25 protein-coding genes, 1 pseudogene and 1 riboswitch are annotated in these 22530 nt (G+C 41.6%); of the genes and pseudogenes, 2 read left to right on the top strand and 24 right to left on the bottom strand.

Annotated elements, in window-relative coordinates; all coding sequences use genetic code 11:
• Positions 1–8: 8 nt before the first annotated feature.
• A complete protein-coding gene (gene sufC, locus HCJ54_RS14205; protein ID WP_036065799.1) occupies positions 9–797 on the bottom strand; it encodes a Fe-S cluster assembly ATPase SufC in 789 nt (262 codons plus the stop codon).
• Positions 798–1140: 343 nt separating this feature from the next.
• Here sufC and HCJ54_RS14200 point away from each other — a divergent pair, with 343 nt between their 5' ends.
• Positions 1141–2205: an Lmo2079 family surface lipoprotein gene (locus HCJ54_RS14200; RefSeq protein WP_187138109.1), complete on the top strand. Its 1065-nt coding sequence runs from the start codon at positions 1141–1143 to the stop codon at positions 2203–2205.
• 101 nt (positions 2206–2306) lie between these two features.
• Here the strand turns inward: HCJ54_RS14200 and HCJ54_RS14195 are convergent, their stop codons facing one another.
• The 22 genes and pseudogenes from HCJ54_RS14195 to HCJ54_RS14090 all read right to left on the bottom strand — a co-directional run bounded on the left by HCJ54_RS14195 (position 2307) and on the right by HCJ54_RS14090 (position 20859).
• Positions 2307–3137 (bottom strand): MetQ/NlpA family ABC transporter substrate-binding protein, encoded by an 831-nt coding sequence (locus HCJ54_RS14195; RefSeq protein ID WP_036065797.1) that lies wholly within the window; start codon positions 3135–3137, stop codon positions 2307–2309.
• An 18-nt stretch (positions 3138–3155) separates the two neighbouring features.
• Positions 3156–3830 carry a methionine ABC transporter permease gene (locus tag HCJ54_RS14190; protein ID WP_036065796.1) on the bottom strand — a complete coding sequence of 225 codons (675 nt, stop codon included), beginning with the start codon at positions 3828–3830 and terminating at the stop codon, positions 3156–3158.
• Entirely contained in the window at positions 3827–4849 is a 1023-nt protein-coding gene (locus HCJ54_RS14185; protein ID WP_036065795.1) for a methionine ABC transporter ATP-binding protein, read from the bottom strand. Before HCJ54_RS14185 ends, HCJ54_RS14190 begins: the two co-directional genes overlap by 4 nt.
• Before the next feature lie 97 nt (positions 4850–4946).
• A riboswitch (SAM riboswitch) is annotated at positions 4947–5061 on the bottom strand.
• A gap of 86 nt (positions 5062–5147) precedes the next feature.
• A complete protein-coding gene (locus HCJ54_RS14180; protein ID WP_187138108.1) occupies positions 5148–5984 on the bottom strand; it encodes a D-alanyl-D-alanine carboxypeptidase family protein in 837 nt (278 codons plus the stop codon).
• 68 nt (positions 5985–6052) lie between these two features.
• On the bottom strand, positions 6053–7201 hold the full coding sequence (locus tag HCJ54_RS14175; protein ID WP_425324812.1) for a sensor histidine kinase: 1149 nt from the start codon (positions 7199–7201) through the stop codon (positions 6053–6055).
• Positions 7185–7886, bottom strand: coding sequence for a response regulator transcription factor (locus tag HCJ54_RS14170; protein ID WP_036065878.1), 702 nt, complete (start codon positions 7884–7886; stop codon positions 7185–7187). The genes HCJ54_RS14175 and HCJ54_RS14170 overlap by 17 nt, the downstream gene beginning before the upstream one ends.
• Before the next feature lie 98 nt (positions 7887–7984).
• Positions 7985–8857: a cation diffusion facilitator family transporter gene (locus HCJ54_RS14165; RefSeq protein WP_036065793.1), complete on the bottom strand. Its 873-nt coding sequence runs from the start codon at positions 8855–8857 to the stop codon at positions 7985–7987.
• 214 nt (positions 8858–9071) lie between these two features.
• Positions 9072–9380, bottom strand: coding sequence for a thioredoxin family protein (locus tag HCJ54_RS14160; protein WP_342354469.1), 309 nt, complete (start codon positions 9378–9380; stop codon positions 9072–9074).
• 81 nt (positions 9381–9461) lie between these two features.
• On the bottom strand, positions 9462–9839 hold the full coding sequence (gene gcvH / locus HCJ54_RS14155; RefSeq protein WP_187138107.1) for a glycine cleavage system protein GcvH: 378 nt from the start codon (positions 9837–9839) through the stop codon (positions 9462–9464).
• A gap of 28 nt (positions 9840–9867) precedes the next feature.
• Positions 9868–10221 (bottom strand): arsenate reductase family protein, encoded by a 354-nt coding sequence (locus HCJ54_RS14150; protein WP_036065791.1) that lies wholly within the window; start codon positions 10219–10221, stop codon positions 9868–9870.
• Between the two features lie 130 nt (positions 10222–10351).
• The gene (gene rodA, locus HCJ54_RS14145; RefSeq protein ID WP_187138106.1) at positions 10352–11527 is read right to left on the bottom strand and encodes a rod shape-determining protein RodA; all 1176 of its coding nucleotides are present in this window, start codon (positions 11525–11527) and stop codon (positions 10352–10354) included.
• 53 nt (positions 11528–11580) lie between these two features.
• A pseudogene (locus tag HCJ54_RS15740) lies at positions 11581–11889 on the bottom strand (FtsW/RodA/SpoVE family cell cycle protein).
• Positions 11890–12424: 535 nt separating this feature from the next.
• Positions 12425–13216: an ABC transporter ATP-binding protein gene (locus HCJ54_RS14135; RefSeq protein WP_185411513.1), complete on the bottom strand. Its 792-nt coding sequence runs from the start codon at positions 13214–13216 to the stop codon at positions 12425–12427.
• Complete coding sequence (locus HCJ54_RS14130) at positions 13213–14208, bottom strand: FecCD family ABC transporter permease (RefSeq protein ID WP_185411514.1); 996 nt, start codon at positions 14206–14208, stop codon at positions 13213–13215. The genes HCJ54_RS14135 and HCJ54_RS14130 overlap by 4 nt, the downstream gene beginning before the upstream one ends.
• The gene (locus HCJ54_RS14125; protein ID WP_187138105.1) at positions 14208–15188 is read right to left on the bottom strand and encodes an ABC transporter substrate-binding protein; all 981 of its coding nucleotides are present in this window, start codon (positions 15186–15188) and stop codon (positions 14208–14210) included. The genes HCJ54_RS14130 and HCJ54_RS14125 overlap by 1 nt, the downstream gene beginning before the upstream one ends.
• A 66-nt stretch (positions 15189–15254) precedes the next feature.
• Positions 15255–15752 (bottom strand): GNAT family N-acetyltransferase, encoded by a 498-nt coding sequence (locus tag HCJ54_RS14120; protein ID WP_187138104.1) that lies wholly within the window; start codon positions 15750–15752, stop codon positions 15255–15257.
• A 77-nt stretch (positions 15753–15829) separates the two neighbouring features.
• On the bottom strand, positions 15830–16588 hold the full coding sequence (locus HCJ54_RS14115; RefSeq protein ID WP_187138103.1) for a MerR family transcriptional regulator: 759 nt from the start codon (positions 16586–16588) through the stop codon (positions 15830–15832).
• 75 nt (positions 16589–16663) lie between these two features.
• Entirely contained in the window at positions 16664–17233 is a 570-nt protein-coding gene (locus tag HCJ54_RS14110; RefSeq protein ID WP_187138102.1) for a YdcF family protein, read from the bottom strand.
• Positions 17234–17243: 10 nt separating this feature from the next.
• Entirely contained in the window at positions 17244–17834 is a 591-nt protein-coding gene (locus HCJ54_RS14105; RefSeq protein ID WP_187138101.1) for a VanZ family protein, read from the bottom strand.
• Between the two features lie 386 nt (positions 17835–18220).
• Positions 18221–19492 (bottom strand): FtsW/RodA/SpoVE family cell cycle protein, encoded by a 1272-nt coding sequence (locus tag HCJ54_RS14100; RefSeq protein WP_187138100.1) that lies wholly within the window; start codon positions 19490–19492, stop codon positions 18221–18223.
• Positions 19483–19827 (bottom strand): PadR family transcriptional regulator, encoded by a 345-nt coding sequence (locus HCJ54_RS14095; protein WP_185411522.1) that lies wholly within the window; start codon positions 19825–19827, stop codon positions 19483–19485. The genes HCJ54_RS14100 and HCJ54_RS14095 overlap by 10 nt, the downstream gene beginning before the upstream one ends.
• Before the next feature lie 228 nt (positions 19828–20055).
• The gene (locus HCJ54_RS14090) at positions 20056–20859 is read right to left on the bottom strand and encodes a YwqG family protein (protein ID WP_187138099.1); all 804 of its coding nucleotides are present in this window, start codon (positions 20857–20859) and stop codon (positions 20056–20058) included.
• Positions 20860–20984: 125 nt separating this feature from the next.
• Here HCJ54_RS14090 and HCJ54_RS14085 point away from each other — a divergent pair, with 125 nt between their 5' ends.
• Positions 20985–21539: a GNAT family N-acetyltransferase gene (locus tag HCJ54_RS14085; protein WP_187138098.1), complete on the top strand. Its 555-nt coding sequence runs from the start codon at positions 20985–20987 to the stop codon at positions 21537–21539.
• 38 nt (positions 21540–21577) lie between these two features.
• On the opposite strand, the gene HCJ54_RS14080 is transcribed toward HCJ54_RS14085, so the two are convergent.
• Positions 21578–22519: a siderophore ABC transporter substrate-binding protein gene (locus HCJ54_RS14080; protein WP_187138097.1), complete on the bottom strand. Its 942-nt coding sequence runs from the start codon at positions 22517–22519 to the stop codon at positions 21578–21580.
• Between the last annotated feature and the right edge of the window lie 11 nt (positions 22520–22530).

Here is a 22530-nt window from a genome sequence, read left to right as displayed (position 1 = left end):
TCACCCTCTTATTTTTGGTCAACGGTTTCTTCTTCTTCGTCAAACTCGATACCAAGCTCTTGCTTAATCCAGTCATAACCTTCGCCCTCTAAGCGCTTCGCAAGTTCAGATCCGCCACTTTTCACGACTTTTCCTTGCATCATAACGTGCACAAAATCAGGCTCGATATAGTTCAGCAGACGTTGGTAATGGGTAATAATCAAGCAGCCAAAACCTTCCCCGCGCATTTCGTTAATTCCTTTTGAAACGACTTTCAATGCATCGATATCCAGACCTGAATCGATTTCATCTAGAATCGCAATCGTCGGCTCAATCATCAGTAATTGTAGAATTTCATTGCGTTTTTTCTCTCCGCCAGAAAAACCTTCGTTCAAATAACGTTCCGCCATTTCTTCGTCCATTTCCAAAATAGCCATTTTTTCGTCTAATTTGCGGATATATTGCATCAATGGAATTTCTTTACCTTCTTCACGACGGCTATTGATCGCAGCACGCATGAATTCGGCGTTTGTAACCCCACTAATTTCACTTGGATATTGCATTGCTAAAAATAGACCAGCACGAGCGCGTTCGTCTACTTCCATTTCTAGAACATCTTCCCCATCAAGCTCGATTGTCCCTTGCGTTACTTCATATTTAGGATGCCCCATAATTGCTGAGGATAGCGTCGATTTACCAGTTCCGTTAGGTCCCATTATAGCGTGGATTTCCCCTGTAGAAATTTCTAGGTTAACCCCTTTTAAAATCTCTTTGCCTTCTATTTCAACATGTAAATCTTGAATTTTCAACGTTGACATTAAAAATTACCTCCTAATTTTTTCGCATTATTTTCAGTACGTATGGTTCTAGTTTAGTATAATTCTAATCTAATTACAACTATCCGAAATACTTTATTTCAAAAAGCGCCTTATTTTGTGGCATACCCTAACTTCTCGATGTTTTTTTCTTATTATCACTCATGAAATTGTACTTGAGAAAACAGCCCCTTCGCATACCCTCTAAGTGTACCAAAATCTACGATCGAAAACATCCAAAACGATTTTTTGTACAGGCGTTTAGAAAATAAGAGATTGAAGATTGTATCATGATATGGTATCGTTATATTTGTGTAATATTTTTGAAACATTTGGAGGAGTTTTTATGAAGAAAGCCATCGCAGCGCTCGCAGTTATCATCCTATCAGTTACGATTATCTTAGCCGCATGTAGCTCACCGAAATCCGAATTCATGTCGTCCTTTCGAGGCATGGCTAAAAATAAACAATATACCGCTGTATACACATTGAAACCCATAACAATGGCCGGATTTGATACGCTAGCTTTCCTCAATCCAGACGCATTAGCCAAAAGCAGTTTAACTATGAAAACATCGCGTGACCTTACGCGTGACTTAACCTATAATACTTACGGCCTTCATGTCGGAGGCGTACCAACAATGGACATAACCGCTCACTCTTTTGAAAATGGCAATACGGGCAAAATTTACGTTCCCGTCGCCGATCTTTACCAAACACCAAACACCGTCACAAACACCCTAGATCTAGCGACAGACTCCGTGTTTTCCAGAGTACTAGCAGACAATAAAGATCTAAAGAACAGGCACCTAGACGTCCTGCAAGCACTACAAAACATCACCAACCGGGTCATCGATGAAAAAACCGTAGATGAACAGTCCAGTCAATTGCGTGCCATTGAACAAAAAACAGCTTTCGCCTTGTATAAAAAAATCAATAGCCTGGACAAAAGCCATTACAAAACCCAAGATCGCAATATCACACTCACTTTAGATAAAAAAGAGCTGGCCGAACTGAGTAACGCTTGGTTGGAAGGATTTCAAACCAACAAAGATTTCATCGCCTTATATGCAGAAGTCTCTGGATTGACCGAAACCGAAGCCAAGAAAACATGGTTAACCACCGACAAAAAAGCCCAAGAAACACTAAAAGAGCTTATCACAAATGCCGATATTAAATTAGGTATGACCATAACCATGCATCCCGACGCTGACAAAGGTGTCCGAAAGCTAGCGATGTCCGTAAACTACGAAGACACCTCTAAAAAACAAAAACTAAACTTCGACTTCACAATGGAGCTACTACATTACGAACAGATCCCCACACCACCAGATCCAACCCAAATCATCACAAAAAAAGAGCTCGACAAGCTCATCACCGACATCATCCGCGAACAACGAAAGACTAAATAAATTGGTAACAAACGCTCGATTTAAAGCCGAAGCGTACCTCCCCATCCTACGTGGTAAGGTACGCTTCGGCTTTATTTTTTAATGTGTATCCGTTCTTTCATTTAGTTGGAGACAGGGACAACTGCGCCCTTCCACTCTTTCGTGATAAAGTCCTGAATCTCTTTTGATTGCAACACTTTTACTAATTCTTTAATATCTTTGTTATCTTTATTTTTCTCTTGTGCTGCAATAATGTTTACATAAGGAGAATCTGTTTTCTCAATTGCAATCGCATCTTTCTTAGGATTCATGCCTTGATCCACCACAAAATTAGAGTTGATCGCGACAACATCGCCTTCTTTATTGTTGTATGCTGTCATCAAATACCCAGCATCCACATCGTATTTGAACTTAATGTTTTTTGGATTTTCCACGATATCATCAAACGTAACATCTTGACGCTTCACGCCTTCTTTTAATTTAATAACGCCACCATCTGCAAGAATTCCTAGTACACGCGGCCAATCAGATTTACTGTTGGACATGATAACTAACGCATTTTTTGGCAAAGCATCTAATGAATCGATTTTCTTAGAATATAGGCCCATTGGTTCAATATGAATGCCACCCATGTTGACGAACTTATAACCTTTTTCCTTCATTTCTAGATCCATATAAGGAATCGTTTGGAAATAGTTCGCATCTAAGTCGCCCTCGTCCAACGCTACATTTGGCATTACGTAATCGGTATATTTTTTAATATCTAAGTTGATGCCTTTTTTTGCTAAAATCGGTTTCGCTTTCTCCAAAATAACGGCATGCGGTGAGTTAGAAGCACCGATTACGAGCGTCGTTCCTTTGTCTCCACTTGCGTCATCTTTCGAACCTCCGCCACAAGCTGCTAAAACTAGTACTAATGTCAGTGTAAATAATCCTAATAAAACTTTTTTCATCCGTTAACGCCCCTTTTCTTATCGTTTGTCGACCCATTTGGTTAAGATGTCTCCAATGAATTGGAAAACAAATACTATGATTAAAATAATAATAGTTGCTACTAATGTGACTGCTGGTTGAGCTCGTTGGAAACCTTCTAAATAAGCCGCGTTTCCGAGTCCGCCTGCACCGATAACACCCGCCATGGCAGTGAAGCCGACAAGTGATATCCCAGTCACGGTAATCCCTGAAATAATTGCTGGTAATGCTTCTGGTATTAAAACCTTGCCAATAATCGTGAACAGGTTGGCACCCATTGCTTTGGCTGCCTCAATCACGCCCTTGTCTACTTCACGAAACGCGATTTCGACCATTCTCGCATAAAATGGAGCTGCTGAAATTATCAAGGCTGGTAGTGCCGCTTTGGGTCCAATAATCGTGCCAACTAATGTTTTCGTCATTGGAAGTAGTAACACGATTAAGATAATGAATGGAATCGATCGGAAAACGTTGACTAAAATGGCTGTAATCCAATACGCCGTCCGTGAACCAGCATCCTTTTTGCGGTTGGTTAGGAATAAGACTAGCCCCAAAGCTAAACCTAGGAAGAAAACGGCGAACAGTGAAACGATCGTCATGTAAAGCGTTTCCTCTGTAGCTGCTTTCATCATATCCCAATCTACGTTTGCAAAATACCCTCCAGAATTGTTCATCCTTCAATCACTTCCGTTTCTATCTCAAGCTCGCGTAACCGTGTGATTGTGGCATCCACTTGCGATTTTTCACCTTGAATTTGAATGTATAAAGTCCCGTACGCCCCATTTTGCGTTTGCGTCAGGTTTCCATGTAAAATATTCAGTAACACCTGATTGTCTTGCGCTACTTGTGAAATAATCGGCTGTGTCGCTTGTCCACCAACAAAAAGTAGCTTCACCAGTTTACCTTCCGAGTAATTTTTAAGCAGCATGTGAATCAGTTCTTCCGTCTCGTCTGATTCCGTTACTTGGCGCACAAATCGCTGTGTCACGGACTCTTTCGGATGTTGGAACACTTCAATCACATCCCCGAGTTCGACTACGCGACCAGCTTCCATCACCGCTACCCGATTGCAGATTTTGCGAATAACGTGCATTTCATGAGTAATCACGATGATCGTCAAGTTCAAACGACGGTTAATATCCAACAACAGTTCTAACACTTCATCCGTTGTTTGCGGATCGAGCGCGGATGTTGCCTCATCACACAGCAGTAATTTCGGATTATTGGCAAGCGCCCGAGCAATCCCGACACGTTGCTTCTGACCGCCACTTAATTCCGACGGATACGCATCTTCCTTGCCCTCTAAACCAACAAGGCGGATTAATTCGTTCACTCGAAAGCGTCTTTTCTCCCCTCTAACTCCAGCTATTTCTAGCGGGAAAGCAATGTTATCAAAGACGGTTCGCGACCAAAGTAAGTTAAAATGTTGAAAAATCATTCCAATCTGCTGGCGCGCCTTACGCAATTTACTTCCTCTAATTTCTGAAATAAATAAATCATCGACTTCGACGGTACCTTCTGTTGGCAACTCCAAACCATTAAACATCCGAATCAGCGTACTCTTTCCAGCACCTGAATACCCTACCACGCCAAAAATCTCGCCTTCTGCAATATCTAAATTGACATCATCTACAGCTCTGACATTATTTTTGCGTGTTTTATACTCTTTTGCAACGCTTTTAAGCCTAATCAAAGTAAACTCCACCCTTATTTATTTTTCTTAATCAAAAAACCTCCCCCCGCCAAATTGAGCGAAGAAAGGTGTAATTACATGCATAATTTACGCTTTTCTCTCATCTCTCAAAGCTTTACGCTCTGTATGATTTAGCACCTTGCAATGGGCTTTTCGTCCACTTAGGTTGCTGGGTTTCTTTGGGCATATCCCTCCACCACTCTTGATAAGATTAATTTTCCGACGCAAACCGCGCTTACGTCTTGTGTTTATTAATATTACATGTTTTTAGTCGGATTTGTCAAGATTCAGTCAATATTTATTTTGAAAAACCGTAATCCATCAATTTTTCGACTGCTTTTGCGCGCGCGCCGTCTGTTTTACTTCCAAGTGTAATCGCAATAACTCGTTCACCATTTTGTATGGCTGTGGCAATGAGGCAATAGCCTGCCTGATCGGTAAAACCAGTTTTAAGACCGTCCATTCCATCTACCGAGCCTTTTTCCAGAACTTCGTTCGTCGTATGTATTGTACCCCCTTTTTGTAAAACGTATTCTGTTTGTGAAGTAATACCGAGCACTTCTGGAAAATCCTGTATCAACCTCTTCGATAAAATCAACAGATCCTTGGCCGTGGATACCGATGTCTCACCAGCTTCGTCCAAACCACTAGCACTTCCATACTTCGTCTCACTAGACATCCCGATCGCCTTAGCCTTTGCATTCATATTCTTTATAAAATCGGTACCATCTATGCGCTCAGCCAGTGCCTCAGCGGCGTCATTAGCCGACATAATTAGCATCGCTGCAAACAAATCTTGCACCGTATAATTTTTTGTCCCTGTTTGTGCGTATAAGCTCACAGCGCGAGGATCATCTAGACGCTTCAGTGGTAGTACTTCACTCCATGAAATCGTCTTTTTATGGACGGCCTCGAGCACTAAATATGCAGTCATTAATTTCGCTAAACTGGCAATAGGAACCACTTCATTTTCTCCCTGTTTGAAAATGGGCTCCTCGCTTTTCGTATTAATAACCAAGGCACTAGTTGCTTCAATCTTTGGCGTAGCGCGAATACCCTCACCCCAAAAAATAAAAAATAAAATAGAAATAATCGTTAAACAAGCTAAACATAAAATTATCGTTTGTTTTTTCATGATTTCCCCTCCTGGTTTCATTTTAACTAACAATGGTAAACCAAGAGTTAAGAAATCAGAAAGAAACTTTAAAGATTGCTGATTGGCAACTGCACAGTGAAGGTTGTTTTTCCTTTTCTACTCGTAGCCGTGACCTGACCGCCGTGGCGCTCGACAATGGACTTCGCAATCGCAAGACCCAGCCCCGTTCCCGATGTCGTCCGATTTTTATCCACTTTGTAAAATCGGTCAAACAATTGTGGTATATCGCCAGCTGGAATCTCTGCGCCATAGTTGGACACTTCAATAACTGCCATGCCAGCCTCACTCTTGGCACTAATGTCAATCTTTTTACCACTCGCACCATATCTAAGCGCATTTGAAAACAGGTTCTCAAACAACCGCATAATCTGCATACCGTCACCAATAACCCGCAAATTCTCCACAGCGTACATTTCGACAATCCGAACGTCTTTCTCCGCGGCTGAGCGCTCGTATTCGGAAACTAGTTGGCGCAACAATTCCACCATATCAAGCATGTCCTCTTTGATGTGAAACTCCGTACTCTCCAAGCGCGTATAATCAAACAAATCATCAATCAACTTATGCAACCGCTGCGCCTTTCCATAAACCAATTCCGTATAATGGCGCAGTTCCACCTCATCGCGATACCGATCTTCATGAATATAGCTTAAGTAACCTAAAATAGAGGTCAAAGGCGTGCGTAAGTCATGCGATACATTCGTAATGAGGTCATTCTTAGCTTGCTGAGCCTCTTGCTCCTGCGCAATTAACGCCTCCTGGTGCTCCCGCATTTTATTGACGCTCTCTTCCAGTTGCATAATCTCAGGAATCAAGCTCTCCTGCTCCATCGGTTGGTTCTCTAAAATTGCAATATTAATTCGACGCAACTGTTTTCTAAGCAAATTTTGTTTAAATAGCCAATAGAAAAAAATAAAAAAGACAAGCGATACCGCCAAAATACCGATGAACTTAAGCATGATCATCCACGGCGAATTCAGCAATTTATCATAGCGACCATAGCCAAACAGATCAATAAAGCGGCTCGTCGTTCCCATCAGCACTACTGAGTCGTTCTTCACAGAAACCAACCACAAGCCAATACTTCGCAAAGCTACAAAACTGGAAAACCAAGATAGTAGCGCTAAAATTAAGATTTGTATCGGGTGCATTTGCTGCCCAACTCGCCATACTAACTGCTTAAACTTCAATTTTATAACCTACTCCCCAGATGGTTTTGATCACATTTTCCCCATCCATCGCATCCTTCAATTTATCGCGCAAATTACTGATGTGCACCATCACCGTTTTACTCGCACCAAGCGCTTTTTCTTGCCAAATCCGCTCAAAAATCAACTCGGAACTAAAAACACGACCTGGTTCATGCGCAAGCAAAAATAAGATATCAAATTCTGATGTCGTTAAATGCAACTCTTTCTCATTCACCATCACCGTGTGCAGCTCACGATCGATCACAATCGGTCCTAGGATGAGCTCATTACTCGGCTTATTTCCAAGGCTCCCCTGCTTCATCATCTGCACGCGTCGCAAAATCGCCTTCACACGCACCGACAGTTCCAGTGGATTAAACGGCTTTACCATGTAGTCATCAGCACCAGTCAAGAGTCCCATAATTTTATCATTATCTTCAGCCTTCGCACTCAGCATCAAAATTGGCGTCGCGATACCTTCTTGACGCATCAAGCGACACACTTCCAAGCCATCCATCTTCGGCATCATAATATCTAACACAACGAGATCCAACTGCTCTTTTTGTACCATTTCCCACACCTGGGCGCCATCGTATGCACTATGAATCGTGTATCCCTCATTTTGAAGGTATAGTTTGACCAAATCAACAATTTCCTTATCATCGTCTGCAATTAAAATGGATGTCATCATATCAATCCCTTCTGTCGTTCGGCGCATCATCTTTATCGCCTATATTTATTGTATCACAAGAGACTTCAAGGTACATTCCTAAACTAAGAACGCCCAATTTACTTCGTCAAAACCCGCTCTTCTTCCGGTTCTAAATGGATGAGCACCTGCGCTTTAGCATAAAATTCGTAGATTTCCTTCTCAATAGCATCACACAACGAGTGTCCCTGCTCAATGGTCAGATCATTCGCCACGACCAAATGGAAATCAATATATTCCTCCGCGCCAGCACGACGAGAACGGAAATCATGAAATTCAATAAAATCGTCCTGATACGTCAGGATAATACGCTTAATTTCCTCTTCTTCGCTTGGCGACAAACGCTTGTCCATCAATGGTGGGAACGACTCTTTCAACAACTTCCAAGCCTCATACATAATATAAAACGCCGTTAAAATCGCAATGACAGGATCTAGCCACAACCAGCCAGTCAAATGAACAAGTAACAAACTAAACGCAATGCCTAGCGACGTAAACACATCCGTGTACAAATGAAGCGCATTCGACTTCATCGCCACCGAATTTTCCTTATCCGCCGCCTTTTTGATGATTTTTGAAACAATAATATTCACCGCAGCCCCAAAAAGCATCACCGCGATACCAAGGGCAGGAAAACGAATCTCATGCGGATTGAAAAACTTATTCATGGATTCAAAAATAATCCAAATCCCCGCCACAAAAATAAGTAAAGTTTCAATCGTTCCAGCAATGTTTTCCGCTTTCCCATGCCCATAAGGATGATCCGTATCCGCCGGCTGACTTGAAATACGAATCGAGAAAAAGGTAATCACAGACGCAAACAGGTCCATCGATGAATGGACAGCCTCCGAAATAACCGCAACAGACCCCGTCAAAAATCCAACGATAAACTTCAAAACCACGATAACAAAATTACTTATTACCGAAAGAATAGTTAAATTAGAATTGCTCATCATAAACCCCCGTTATACTATAAATATCATCGCGCCTAAGAAAGAGCATTCGTGGGGCACGAGAAGTATCTCAAGTATAGTACCACACGGTCTTCATGTGGGTCTATAGAAACCTTTTTTGCAAGGTACACATCTATATCAGGAGCGAAACTTTTTTGAGCTAAGGAAACTTTTAACCTTGGTTTACTTCCTGTTTTTGAAATTAAAATAAATCTCACAACGCCTTCAAAAAATCATACACCTCAATCATATTTCCTAACCTATAGCTCGTCGAAATCCATTCACCATCCTTAAAAGTCAATAAGACTGGCACGTTCGTAATTGCCCATTTCTCCGCGAGTTCTGGTACGTAATTCAAATCCATTTTGCCAATAGTAAGGTCCGGCAAGGCGGCTCCCGCAAGGTCTACCAACTTCATCGCTTGTTGGCAACCTAAACACATCGGTGTGAAAAAATATACTGCGAAATCCGCGCGATTATCTAACTGCGCCATGAGTTGTTGCTTATTCCAAATGTCTACCACTGTTTAACCTCCCCTCTGTATCCATGCTTTAAAGAAAGAAAACCCTACCGCATCACGCGAGAGGGTTTTCTATGTAACGTATCAATCTAATGTTTTTTCATAGTCGTCTGCAGAAAGTAAGGCTGCAACTTGCGCTGCGTCTACATCTTCCACTTTCAATAACCAACCAGCCTCATAAGGCGCTGAGTTAAGTAGTTCAGGCTCATCTTCAAGCACTTCATTGATCGCAACGACTTTCCCTGTGATTGGCGCATAAAAATCAGACACTGTTTTTACAGATTCAATACTTCCAATAGAATCACCTTGCGTAATTGTGTCACCAACCTCTGGTAATTCAACAAAAACGATATCACCTAATTGATCTTGCGCAAAATCTGTAATCCCGATAACGAAATTTCCCGCGTCATCTTTCACCCATTCGTGCTCTTCTGAATAACGTAAATCCTTTGGTAAACTCATTTTAATAAATCCCCCTTCAAGTCCGTATTTACTTCCAGTTTGCTACAAATTCGCTTTCCTTGAAACCAAGCGTCACTTTTTTGCCGTCCGTAACAATTGGTCTCTTAATTAGTTTACCATCAGTTGCAAGTAATGTAAACGCTTCATCCTCTGTCATATGCTCTACTTTGTCTTTTAAGCCCAATTCACGGTATTTAATGCCGCTCGTATTAAAGAAACGACGAATTCCTAACTCACTATTTTCAAACCACTTCTGCAATTCTTCTTTCTTCGGTGGTGTTTCAATCATGTCTACTTGATTATAAGCCACTTGGTTGTCATCTAGCCACTGTTTTGCCTTCTTGCAGGTCGAACATTTTGGATACCAGTAAAAAGTTATCATCTTTGTTATTCCCCTCCCAAATTGTAATCTACCTCTATCATAATGGATTTCGAATGTAATCACAAATAGTTCCTTAAAAAAAGCAAAAAAAGATTACCCAGCCCACCAAACCGACAGGGTAATCCACCTCTTATTCTGCGAGCTTCTCTTCCTTCACCGTAAACATCGATTTCTGATAATTGAATCTAATTCCTAAAATAAGTCCAATCGCCATCATATTCCCGAGGAGCGCACTACCACCATAACTAATGAATGGTAATGGAATACCAGTAATCGGCAGTAAACCAATATTCATCCCAACATTTTCAAATACGTGGAACATAATCATCATGACCACACCTGTACAAATGTAAGAATAGAACGGAATACCGATATCTAGAGCCACACGAATAATTTGATAAATGAGCAAGAAATAAATCGCTAATAAAATACTCGCGCCAACAAAACCAAAATCCCCACCAATAACCGTAAAAATAAAGTCATTATGGTTTTCTGGTATCGCAATCGCGTTATATCCTGCTCCGTTCCCGCTAATCTGACCCGAACCAATCGCCGTCATCGCGCGCAACACTTGATAGCCGCCACCTTGTGGATCAGATTCTGGATTAATCCACGTATGGATACGCTCAAATTGATACGATTTAAAACCTAGCTTCACAAGCCAACTCTCATGATAGAGCACAAGATATAGCAAAGCCCCACCAATCGCCACAATCGATCCATAAATCGGAACAATCAACTTCCAAGTGATCCCCGAAACCAAAATCATTCCCGACATAATCGCGATAAAAACAAGACCAGTTCCTAAATCCGGTTGTAGCATAATAAGACCAATCGGAATAATTGTAATAATCCCCATTTTGACAAGGAGCAAGAAATCATATTTAACCGTATGCATCGTGTATTTACGATTATGATCCCAGATCACTTTTGCAAGCACGATAATTAAGATCACTTTTACGACCTCAGATGGTTGCAGGCTTCCTAAAAACGGAATGATAATCCAACTTTTCGCGCCGTTCACCTCTTTACCGAAGAACAACACAAAAACCAACATTAAAAGACCCGCACCATAAAAATAGTACGCCCATTTAGTTAATTTTTCATAATCTAATTGCATAATAACGAAAATAGCAAAGCCACTAACAACGAACCAAACGGCTTGTTTCATGACAAAGTTGGCTGTATACTGCTCATTCGTTAGCTGTGCGCTATAGATCGAAACCATGCTGATCAAACACAATAACATAAGAGATAATACAATACCGTAATCAATTCTCGCAGACATTTTATTTTGCGAATTCATTCCTAACGCTCCTTACTGGACGGAATACTGTTCCCCATACAGTTTTTAAAGATTTATAAATCCATTGCCTTTGGTGCATTGTAACGTGCGGATAAAACAAGGCCGATCGCCATTAAGCTGCCCGCCATTGCACTTCCACCATAACTAATAAATAGTAGCGGTATCCCCGTAATTTGGTAATATTCTAATCGTCATACCTATATTCTGTAATACGTGAAAAAAATCATCGCCACAACGCCTGTACATATGTACGAATAAAACGGCATCCCAACATCCAAGGCGACACGGATAATTTGGTAAACTAATAAGAAGTATAACACAAGTAAGAGACATGCACCAACAAAGCCGAAGTCCCCACCGATGATTGTAAAAATAAAATCATTATCGTTTTCCGGGATTGGAATGGCTGGCTATCTGACACCACCAAAAATCGGCAGCAGTAAACGCCGTGAACATTATGCCAATCATAATAGCAATAAGCACTAGCGACGTATCTAAATCTGATTGTAACATAATAAGGCCTATCGGAACCAAGGCCATAAGACTGATTTTCATAAAAAAATAACATCGCTCTTGCATGTCCGAATGTGTGTTTTCTTAGTATAATCCCAGATTAGTTTTGCGGGGGGCGACAATCAAGAAGCTTTTCATTGATTCGGAAGGCTGAATAATGATCGAATAATCTATCTTTGTGCTGTCGTCCCCTTTGTTATTCATGCGCTTCCTCCTAAATAATATTTACGTTACGCCAACCTTCTTATTATATAAAATTTTGTACTGGATAGGAAGCTTTCTCACTAAATTCTAATGTAGTCAAAAACGGCTCTAGAGAACAAAACAGGATGCTGTCTTGGTTTCTAGAGCCATAATATTGAAATCTTTAACATATCTTTAACTTCATGAATGAAATTTTGCCGAGGCGATTGGGAGTACGCGTAAGCCTCTTTCCGTCGTGTGGATCTCCGCTTCGATTTTGAAGATATCGCGCAGTAAATCCTTCGTGAAAACGGCTTCCGGTGTTCCGGTTCGCTGAATCTCTCCGTCCTCGCATACGATAACGTGGTCGCTATATCCTGCTGCTTGATTTAAATCGTGCAAAACAAGAATAATCGACATATCAAAATCGCGATTGAGTTGCTTCAACAGATCGAGTAATTCTAGTTGATGCGAGATATCAAGATAGGTTGTCGGCTCGTCTAATAGCAGAATAGGCGTTTTTTGTGCCAAGGCCATGGCAAGCCAAGCACGCTGCTTTTCGCCGCCAGATAAGGTGTGTAACGGGCGATATGCAAGCTCTTCTAGGTTACAAACTTTCATCGCCCAATCTACCGCGAGTTCGTCGTCCTTTTCCATCGTGCCAAGCCATGATTTGTAAGGCATCCGTCCGTAGCTCACAAGATCGCGTACCACGACATCAATAAGTCCATCGGGTGATTGAGATAGCATCGTCATTTCGCGTGCTAAATTTTTCGCGCTAATATTTTTTAGATCTGTGCCATTTAACATAATTTTGCCTTCATTTGGAGCTAAAAGACGCATGATGAGGCGCAGAATGGTCGATTTTCCGGAACCGTTTGGCCCGATAATCGTGGTGATTTTGCCTTCTGGAATTTCGAGTTGTAAATCCTTCATTTCGAAGGAACGCTTGCGGATGAAGGTGACGTTTTCCAGTGCTGTAATCGCGGTCATGAGGCAACCCTCCCTCTTTGTAGTAGAAATAGGAAGAATGGTGCGCCGATCATGGCGAGCAGGATGCCGACTGGTAATTCAATCGAGCCAAACCAGCTACGCGCGGCCGTGTCTGCAAATCCGACGAGCAAAGCGCCGCCGATCGCTGACATTGGTAGCAGGTAACGGTAGTCATTACCAATGATAAGTCGGAAAATATGTGGCACAACAAGCCCTACGAAACCAATTAAGCCTGCGACGCTGACAGCTACACCACTTAGGAAAGCCGCTAGCATGATGATGAAAAAGCGGTGTTTCTCAACGGAGTAGCCGAGCAATTTCGCCGCGTCATCCCCGAGTAAGAGGACGTTTGATGACCTAATCGCAAAGATACTAAGCGCGAAACCGACCATCATATATGGCAAAATAAGATTCAGATGGTACCAGCTTTTTCCTGATAGCGTTCCGGTCATCCACGAAATGATACTTTGCACGCGATTGCTATAAAGCACCATGATGCCTGATGTCATCGCACCGATAAAAGCATTGATGGCAACACCAGATAAAATGACGCGAAGTGGTGCAACGCCTTTGTCCCAAGCGACTAAATAGATAAGGAGCGCCGTACCAAAAGCGCCGATAAAAGCGCCAAGTGGGACGAACTGGCTCAGTGATGGCAACACGATGGTCAAAATAATCGCGACAAGTCCACCACCTGCTGAAACACCGATAACGCCTGGGTCAGCGAGCGGATTGCGCATCACACCTTGTAGTAAACAACCAGCAATGGCCAGTGCCGCTCCAACGAGAAACGCGATGAACATTCGTGGTAAACGCAGATTCCAAATGAGTTGTGTAGAAAGGTCGTCGCCATGCCCCATCAGCGTTTGCCATACGTCAGAATAGCTCACTTTCACCGATCCCGTTGTCAAACCATAAAAGAAAACAACGATGAGTAGCAAAATCGTAACGATAAATGTGATGATTCTTCTCTTTTTACGTGGATCATGCATTATTTTGTAACCTGATTCAGTTCATTTGCCATGTAATCAAGCGCTTTTGTAATACGGATACCAGGGTTTGTACCAAAAAGATCTGCCGGAAGCACGACGATATTGTTATTTTTTACAGCTGTTGTGGAATTCCATGCATCGTTTTGCTTCATTTCTTTTTGGAACGCAAGCTCGGTTTCCTTTTCGTCGCCACCGTGGATCATCAGGAAGATCACCTCTGGATCTGATTCGACGATTTTTTCAATATTAAGTGATGCATATTGAGGGAAATTCTCGACCCCTTTGAAATCCTTTGCAACATTGATTCCGCCAGCTTTTTCGAGGATATCTCCGCTGAGTGAACTCGGCAATGCCGCATAATTACTGCCTGGCGCGCCTAGTATGAGTAGTGCGCGAACTGCCTTTCCTTTTTGTTTTTCATTTATTGCAGCGACTTTCGTATCGATTTCTTGCTCTAGATTCGTCGCGTCTTTCCCTAGTAATTGCGCCAAAATCGCTTCTTGTTTTTTGATATCAGCGATCGAGTTGGCACCTGTTAATATGACTTGCGCGCCAATCCCTTCCAGCGCGGGGACGTCTTTTAAATTTTGTTCCGAACTTGCGATAATGACGTCTGGCGTGAGCGATGCAATTTTTTCTAAATTCAAGTCATGGGTATTGCCGACTTCTGTTGCTTTTAGCGCGGCACTTGGCTCAACACCGCTTGCATCCATCGTTTGACGGCCAATCACTGTTCCGCCCAGTGCATAAACAATTCCCATATCAGAATTGGTAAGTGTAATGATTCGTTCTGGCTTCTTGGCGAATTTCACCGTTCTCCCCGCCATATCCTTCACGGTTAAAACTGTAGCCTGATTCGACACCTTTTGCTTGCTAGATGTTTCACTATCACTTCCAGAAGAAGTAACATCTTTAGGTCCGCATGCTGCCATGATAACAAGAAGTAGTGAGAGTATACTTATAAACAGAAACTTTTTCATGCTTTCCTCCTTTTTATGCTCCACTTCTATTGTACTAAAAATCTATAGACATGTCGCCACTTAAATTTAATAATATAAGTAATGTGGCATCTCGACGCCGCGATAATATTTCACGTAGCGTTTATGTCTTGTCATACCAATCCGTTCGGCGACTTTTTGGGAGGCAATGTTCGTGTCTCGAATCGTGCAAGTCACCGTTTTTGCACCTAGCGTTTCTAGCGCATATTGCTTGCATCCGAATGCTGCTTCCGTTGCCAAACCTTGCTGCCAAAACTTCCTTTTCAAAAGGTAACCGATTTCTAGCACTTCCTCTTCCTCCACACGTTGCATGGTCAAACCGACTTGTCCGATAAATTCGCCAGTATCTTTCTTGATTACCGCCCACAGACCGAAGCCCCACCGTTCGTAATTATCTAACTGCTTCGCAAGCCAGCGCTGCACTTCTTCATCCGTAAAAGCGCCCTCATAAGCCGTCATCACCGCATCATCTTGCAATATCTCACATAAATCCGCAAAATCGAGTTGATCCAATTCGCGGAAAACTAGGCGTTTTGTTTCTAGCATTAAAAATCCCTCCCAAACTAAAAAAGAACCTCCGCATCAATGTTCGGAAGCTCTCTTCATTATATCGTTTTTCCAGCCTACTTACTAGTAAAAATGACAATCGCATCGCGTAAAAAAGCGGCCGATCCTGGTTTTTCTTTGTCGTAATAAGCCGTAAATCGTGCATCATCAACGTACATTTGGGCAAGTCCAGCATGTGCTTCTTTGCTGTAGCTATCCCAGTAAGCCATCAGCCATTCTTTATGCATTGCCGCTACGTTTTGTGCCAGTTCACCAGCTGGATCACCCGTTTCATACGCCACTTGTAAGTCTGTTAAGATCGTTTGACCAAGTTGATCGATCCGCGCAAGCTCAGCCTCACTCATGCCCTTTAGCTTCGCGTTCGATTTATTGACCGTCTCCTCGCCATATTTCTCGCGAATTTCCGTGCCATATTTTGTTTCGTTATCATCTATCATTTTTTGTTTGAAGCCTTCGAATTTTTCTTTATCCGTCATTGTCATTCTCCTTTCTGAATGCGCGATGGATTTCTCCACATTGCGAATCAGTTCGTCTAATTGTTTTCGTTTATCAAGCAGTTCGACGCGATGTTTTCTGAGTGCTTCCGCCTCGTCAAAATCAGGTTGTTCTAGAATCGCCTTGATTTTTTCCAAGCTCACATTCATTTCCCGGTAAAACATGATTTGCTGCAATCGATCCACCTCAACTTGCCCGTAAATTCGGTACCCTGAAGAATTAATTCTCGCCGGCTTCAGAATCCCAATTTCATCATAGTACCGCAGCGTCCTCGTGCTAACTCCCGCAAGCTGTCCTAGCTTTTGAACCGTATATTCCATGCGTCTCTCGCCTCCTTGATAACTCTACTTTACACCTTGACGTAACGTGAATGTCAATAACTTTTTCAAAAAATTCTATCGATCAAAAAACCACGCATAACTAATCGATAAAATCTCGCGAGGGACACCTTTGAAAAGCGCTCCCGTCTGCGTTTTTGCAGGTAATCCTGTCGCATCAATATTTTGCCGTCCTGCTAGCATGAGCGCGCGGTACAAATGATAGTCACTCGTCACGATGACCGTTTTACCAAGCTCAAATTCCGCTTTACTATTCGCTAGGTTTTCCTCGGTGCGCATCGATGTATCCTCGACTTCAATCCTTGATGCTGCAATGCCCTGCGCTACTAGGTAGTCCTTCATCACACTTGCCTCAGACGCAGACTCATCCTCGCCTTGACCACCCGACACGACCACTTTCGCCAAGCCATGCTTCTCAATAAACGGAATCGCCGCATCCAATCTTTCTCGCAAAACAGGCATGGGTCGCGCCGGATCATCGATTACTTTTGAACCTAAAATAAGAATCGTATCCGGGTTTGACGTTGGTACCGCTCGCGCCCCGCTGTACATAAAGCCGAGCACGACGCCAACATACACAACACCAATCCCCACTAATGCTAAAATCACTTTTTTCCATATTTTCATTACTGTCCACTCATTTCTGCTCCATTATATGTTTATGCGAACTTGAAAAAATACGAATGATCACGTACCCGATCATAATACCAGATACATTCAAAAAGACATCTCCCGTATCAAAATACCCTACATGTAGCGTATATTGCAACCCTTCCACAATAAAAATCATGATTCCCGCTGAAAGTAGCGCCATCAGGGATGATAATTTCTTCAACAAGAAACCAATCGGTACAAAAGCAAGCACATTTCCAATCGTGATTACCCGTAAGTTTCCCGAAATAAACGTATCCACAAAACCGAACGTGTCCATCGAAAACCCTTGCGCACCAGATGCTTTTCCAAAAAGAAGTCCAATCATAATGCCAAAATAAATCAGATACGTCAAAACAAGCAACGTCTTATTAATTTTCCAATTGACAAGCTGTACCGCACAAAGATAAAGCATCAATGCCGTCACACCAACCGTTATATATCCCATGTGATCCACCGCTTGCATCACATCTCTCAAATAAAATTGCAACCATCCTTGAAACCAAAGATAGTACATCATAACCGCTGCACAAAGGGATAGCACTGGTAAAACCGTCCAAATCGTTAACTTTTTCATTCTATCTCCTCCTCATCTTTCTTACTAGCTACTAGCATACCATCTAACATTCAAGGCTTACTAAAAACTTTTTAAAGAAATGTTAAGGTTTTACAGGCATGAAAAAGAAGCTTAGGAACAACACTCGCTCCTAAACTCCCTTAAAATCAATAACAATATCCGGTATTAACTGATAATTTAAACGACAATGTAAAACCTAAATATCGTCCACTGGAATCAATTGTTCTCTGATAACCCTTGCTAATACTTCAACATCTGATTCTACGATACCTTTCATATAAGCCTCGTAGACCGTCGCATTATTTATTGGATTTCACTTGAGTGTCCAGGTCAAGCATCGAACAGCCACTCTGCGATAGATAGGCGTTTTTGCTTTATCTTGAATTTTATCCCAGACTTTGGTTTTCTGTTCCATTTATTTCTACGGCTATTTTTCGTCTTCTAAATATGCTTAAAATTAGACCTAATGCAATCATCTCCAACAATATATGTGAGCCTCCAAAGCTCATGAATGGCGTGGCTACACCAAGTAAAGATGATAAGCCCAGGTTTGTCAGGATGCTTAGTATAAATTGGCTTGCAAAGGTTACTGCCAACCCTATGACCAGCATTTTACCATAACTGAAATGAATCCCTTTTGCGGCACTCCATATTCTACAAATAAAAAACACAAGCAATACGAAAGCGCTAACCGCGGCTAACCAGCCAAATGAATAGGTGATGTACGTGAATATGAAATCTGTATGTACCTCAGATATTAAATTTGGGGTTAAATGAAGACTACTTCCAATAAAATGAGATGTGCCTAGGTTTTTTATATACTCGGTATCAATCCATGTATAATTTTGAGATAGATTCCACAGATGGAAGATTGGCCATATAGATGTAGTAGCTGCGAATACCACAGTTTGTTTCATACTTGCTCTAGAACTAAACATAATGGCTGTGCCTGCAATAATACAAATGATAGAAGTTGCTATGGCACTTGTTGTTAATAGTAATAAGATAGGGAATGCCAAGATTCCTACTCCAAGCCAAGATTTTCGATAATCATTCCAATTCCAAGAATGAAAAATTCCAGCACAGGATATAACTAGGAGAAAGGGAGTAATCTCGATAAAATTAACATTTGCAAAACCTAAGATTAAAAAAGGAATACCATCTACCCTAACACCAAAAAGAACAGTTATTAATAGAATGAAGACCGTTCCCACGTATAGTGGTTTGGAGAACTTTAATAACTTTCTATAGTCAAACCTAGACAAGCTTAGCATAAGAAGAATTCCTACTAAGTAAAAGATAAGACTCTTGCTAAACACTTTCATATTCTGAAGCGCTGCAAAAGTAGAATGAAATTGTAAATAATACATGACTATTAATCCAAACAGTGAGGCTATCATTACTGGAAGTATGGTTTTAATATCCATTGGAGCTTTGTGTGTTTTGTTAAGCTGCTTTCCAAGTACCTTTACATCTCCCATACGAGTCAACGCCTGAGCAATTGCCTCTTTTTCTGAGAGCCCAGCCAACAAGCCTTCCTCTTTAAGTGTTTGAAGATGATCACTTATTTCCAGTTTTAAACTAGCATGTACATCTTTATTTCTTATTTTTTTACACAATTCTTTAATATATACTTCAAAATCCTTCTCTAATCGCATACCGTTTTCTCTCCTTTCAACACTTCGTCCACCGCAGTTTTAAAGATTGACCATTCTTCTTTTTTTTCTTTTATAAATTCCTTACCTTTTTCGTTGATATTATAGTATTTTCTCTTTCTCTTCCCTTGACCCTCTTCCCAATAAGAAACAATCAGTCCTTTATCTTCAAGCGTGTGAAGGAGGGGATAGATCGTTCCTTCTTTAAAACTAAAAATTCCCTCAGACTTCATTTCCAGCTCTTTAATAATTTCATAGCCATACATTGGTTTTGCATTAAGTAGGCTTAAAATAAGAGTGGTGGTACTACCTTTTAGCAACTCTTTACTAATCTTCATAATAGTCTCCCTCCGATACATATGTTATATATGCATAGTAATGCTAGGTATATAGTATATTATAAATTCATGTGTGTCAACTCTTTGGAATAAGAACAAAAAAATGTTGAGGCAGATTATTTTCTACCCCAACATTTATTATAGGACTTACATGTAAAACCTTTGGAGATTAGCTACTTGCTCTAATATCCATTTAGGAACAACACAAGCCCCAAAACTCCCTTAAAATCAATAACAATCCCAGTTATATAGCACATTCGAGAAATCTTTTCGCTTCAAATCTTCCCGATTAATAAAGAAATTTCCGACGCCCATATCGCCCCACATAATGTCATCGACTGAATCCAGCTGAAATAACAACGTGTCGTGGTGCACCTTCTCATCACCCAGCCGAGGATCTTGTTGCGTGAAAAACGGATAACCTCCAAGCTGACTACTGCTACTATCCAATTCAAATAACGCGTCCACCTTCGCCTCATCCTCACCAGTCCACGCATCTAGCAAATCATAAAACTCACCGCCATACGCCTGCTCAAAATCATAACTTTCTTTCAAAGTCACTTGTTTCGTGATTTCCCCACTTAAACGAAATTCACCATCCACAATTGGATAAAACTCCGCATGCACCGACTCAAACAACTTATCCTGTTCCTCAGCCGAATAACTAGCCTCATTCACCGTTTCAAAATACAAAACTCGAAAACCATGTTGACTCGTTTGATCATCAAAATCAAGTCCAGTCAAATCATCAAAGTAATCAATGTAGAACGCTAACAATCCTATTTTCGGAAAATCTTCCAAATCAGGCATTTCCAAAAAATTAATCTGCGCCAACAAGCTAAGAGGGCCTCCGTCTTTATTACGCGGATATTCCATAGACTTAGGCACATAGCCACGTCCGCCCACCTTACTATCAGTTAAGCCTAGCTCCCCATCACTTTCACAAGACAACAAAATACGTTCTTTTTCCGATGCAAGAATCCGATTTACAATTTCAGTTTGCACCAATTTTTCAAGTTTATCTTTTAACATGGAAAAGCCTCCCTAGTCATATAATAACTTCATCATAGCACATTTTAAAAACTTTCAATATAGACTTTAATCGTCTCTATAAATATGCTAAAATAAGCAACAATACCCAAAAGGAGGGAACGAAAATGGAAAGCTTTACTTACTTGTTAGTGGAACATCAAATCATTCACACCGAACGACTCATCTTACGCCCGATTACGCTCGCCGACGCAAAAGGCATGTTCGAATACGCCTCTGATGAAGAGAATACCCGCTTTGTTTTTGATACACATCCATCCATCGAAATCACCCGTCAAAAAATCGCCGAATATTTCGTCGCGTCTCCCATTGGAAAATACGGAATAGAACTCGCTGAAACTGGCAAATTGATCGGTGGTATCGATATTCGCATCGATCCGATGAACCGGAGTGGTTGCCTCGGCTACATCCTAAATCGAGATTACTGGAGCAAGGGCTACATGGTCGAAGCTGGGCACGCTATCCTCGATCTTGCTTTCCAAACACTACAACTAGAACGCGTCTACGCCATGCACGACGTCCGCAACCCCGCCTCTGGAAAAGTCATGCAGCGACTGGGCATGAGCTATGAAGGCACACTTCGAAAAAGCCGCTACGTCAAAGAGGAATTCGTAGATGACGCTTATTACGCTATTTTAAAAGAAGAATACAGCGCCAAATAAAAATGCTCAGCGACACATTTCGCTGAGCATTTATTTTACTATTTCAGGCTATCTCCAACCTCTTTCACCATTTCCAAAACAGACTCTAGCCCGCCTCCTGACAAGTACCAATACTCTGGATTCAAGTAAACAATATTGCCATTTTTATAAGCATTCGTCTTCTTCACTAGGTCATTCTCAACGACAGATTTCGCGGAAGATTCCCCACCAATCGCTGCACCACGGTCAATCACGTACAAGTAATCCGGATTCTTTTCCGCAACGTACTCCGAAGAAATACTTTGGCCATGCGTGGACGCTTCAATTTTCGGATCCGCCGGCGTCACACCAAGCACATCATGAATCAACCCAAACCGAGAACCAGAGCCATACGCACTCATTTTCCCATCGTTCGCCAAGATAATTAATCCCGTTTTTCCAGTTGGCACGCTCGCTTTTACATCCGCAACCTGTTTATCAATCGCGTCTAGCTGTTTCTTCGCCTCGTCCTCTTTCCCAAACAAACTAGCCACCGTGTTCACATTCGCTTGGAATGACTTCATGTAATCCTTCGTATCCACACCTTGGTAAATCGTTGGTGCAATATCGGAAAATTTATCATAAGAATCGGATTGGCGACCAGAGATAATGTTCAAATCAGGCGCCGCCTCGTTTATTTTCTCAAAATCAGGTTCTTTCAAACCGCCAAGATCCGCGTATTTATCGCTCGTGAAATCATCTAAATATTTCGGCAAGGATTGTTTCGGCAAACCGGTCACATTTTTAGATAAGCCTAGCGCTTGCAACGTATCCAACGTCCCGAAATCAAAAACAACCACTTTCCCAGGGTTTTGCTTCACTTTCGTTTCTCCAAGTTCATGCTTAATCGTCAGTTCCTTCGCTGTTTTCTCCTCATCCGCGTTCGTCTTTTCATCCGTCCCACAAGCAACCGTAAACACCGCCAAAAGCATCAACATCGCGACCATTACTAATTTCTTCATCTACTTTAACC

This window comes from Listeria grandensis (assembly GCF_014322885.1).
Lineage (GTDB): Bacteria > Bacillota > Bacilli > Lactobacillales > Listeriaceae > Listeria_A > Listeria_A grandensis.
Note: the sequence above shows the minus strand (reverse complement) of the source record. Positions and strands in the feature narration are given on the sequence as shown.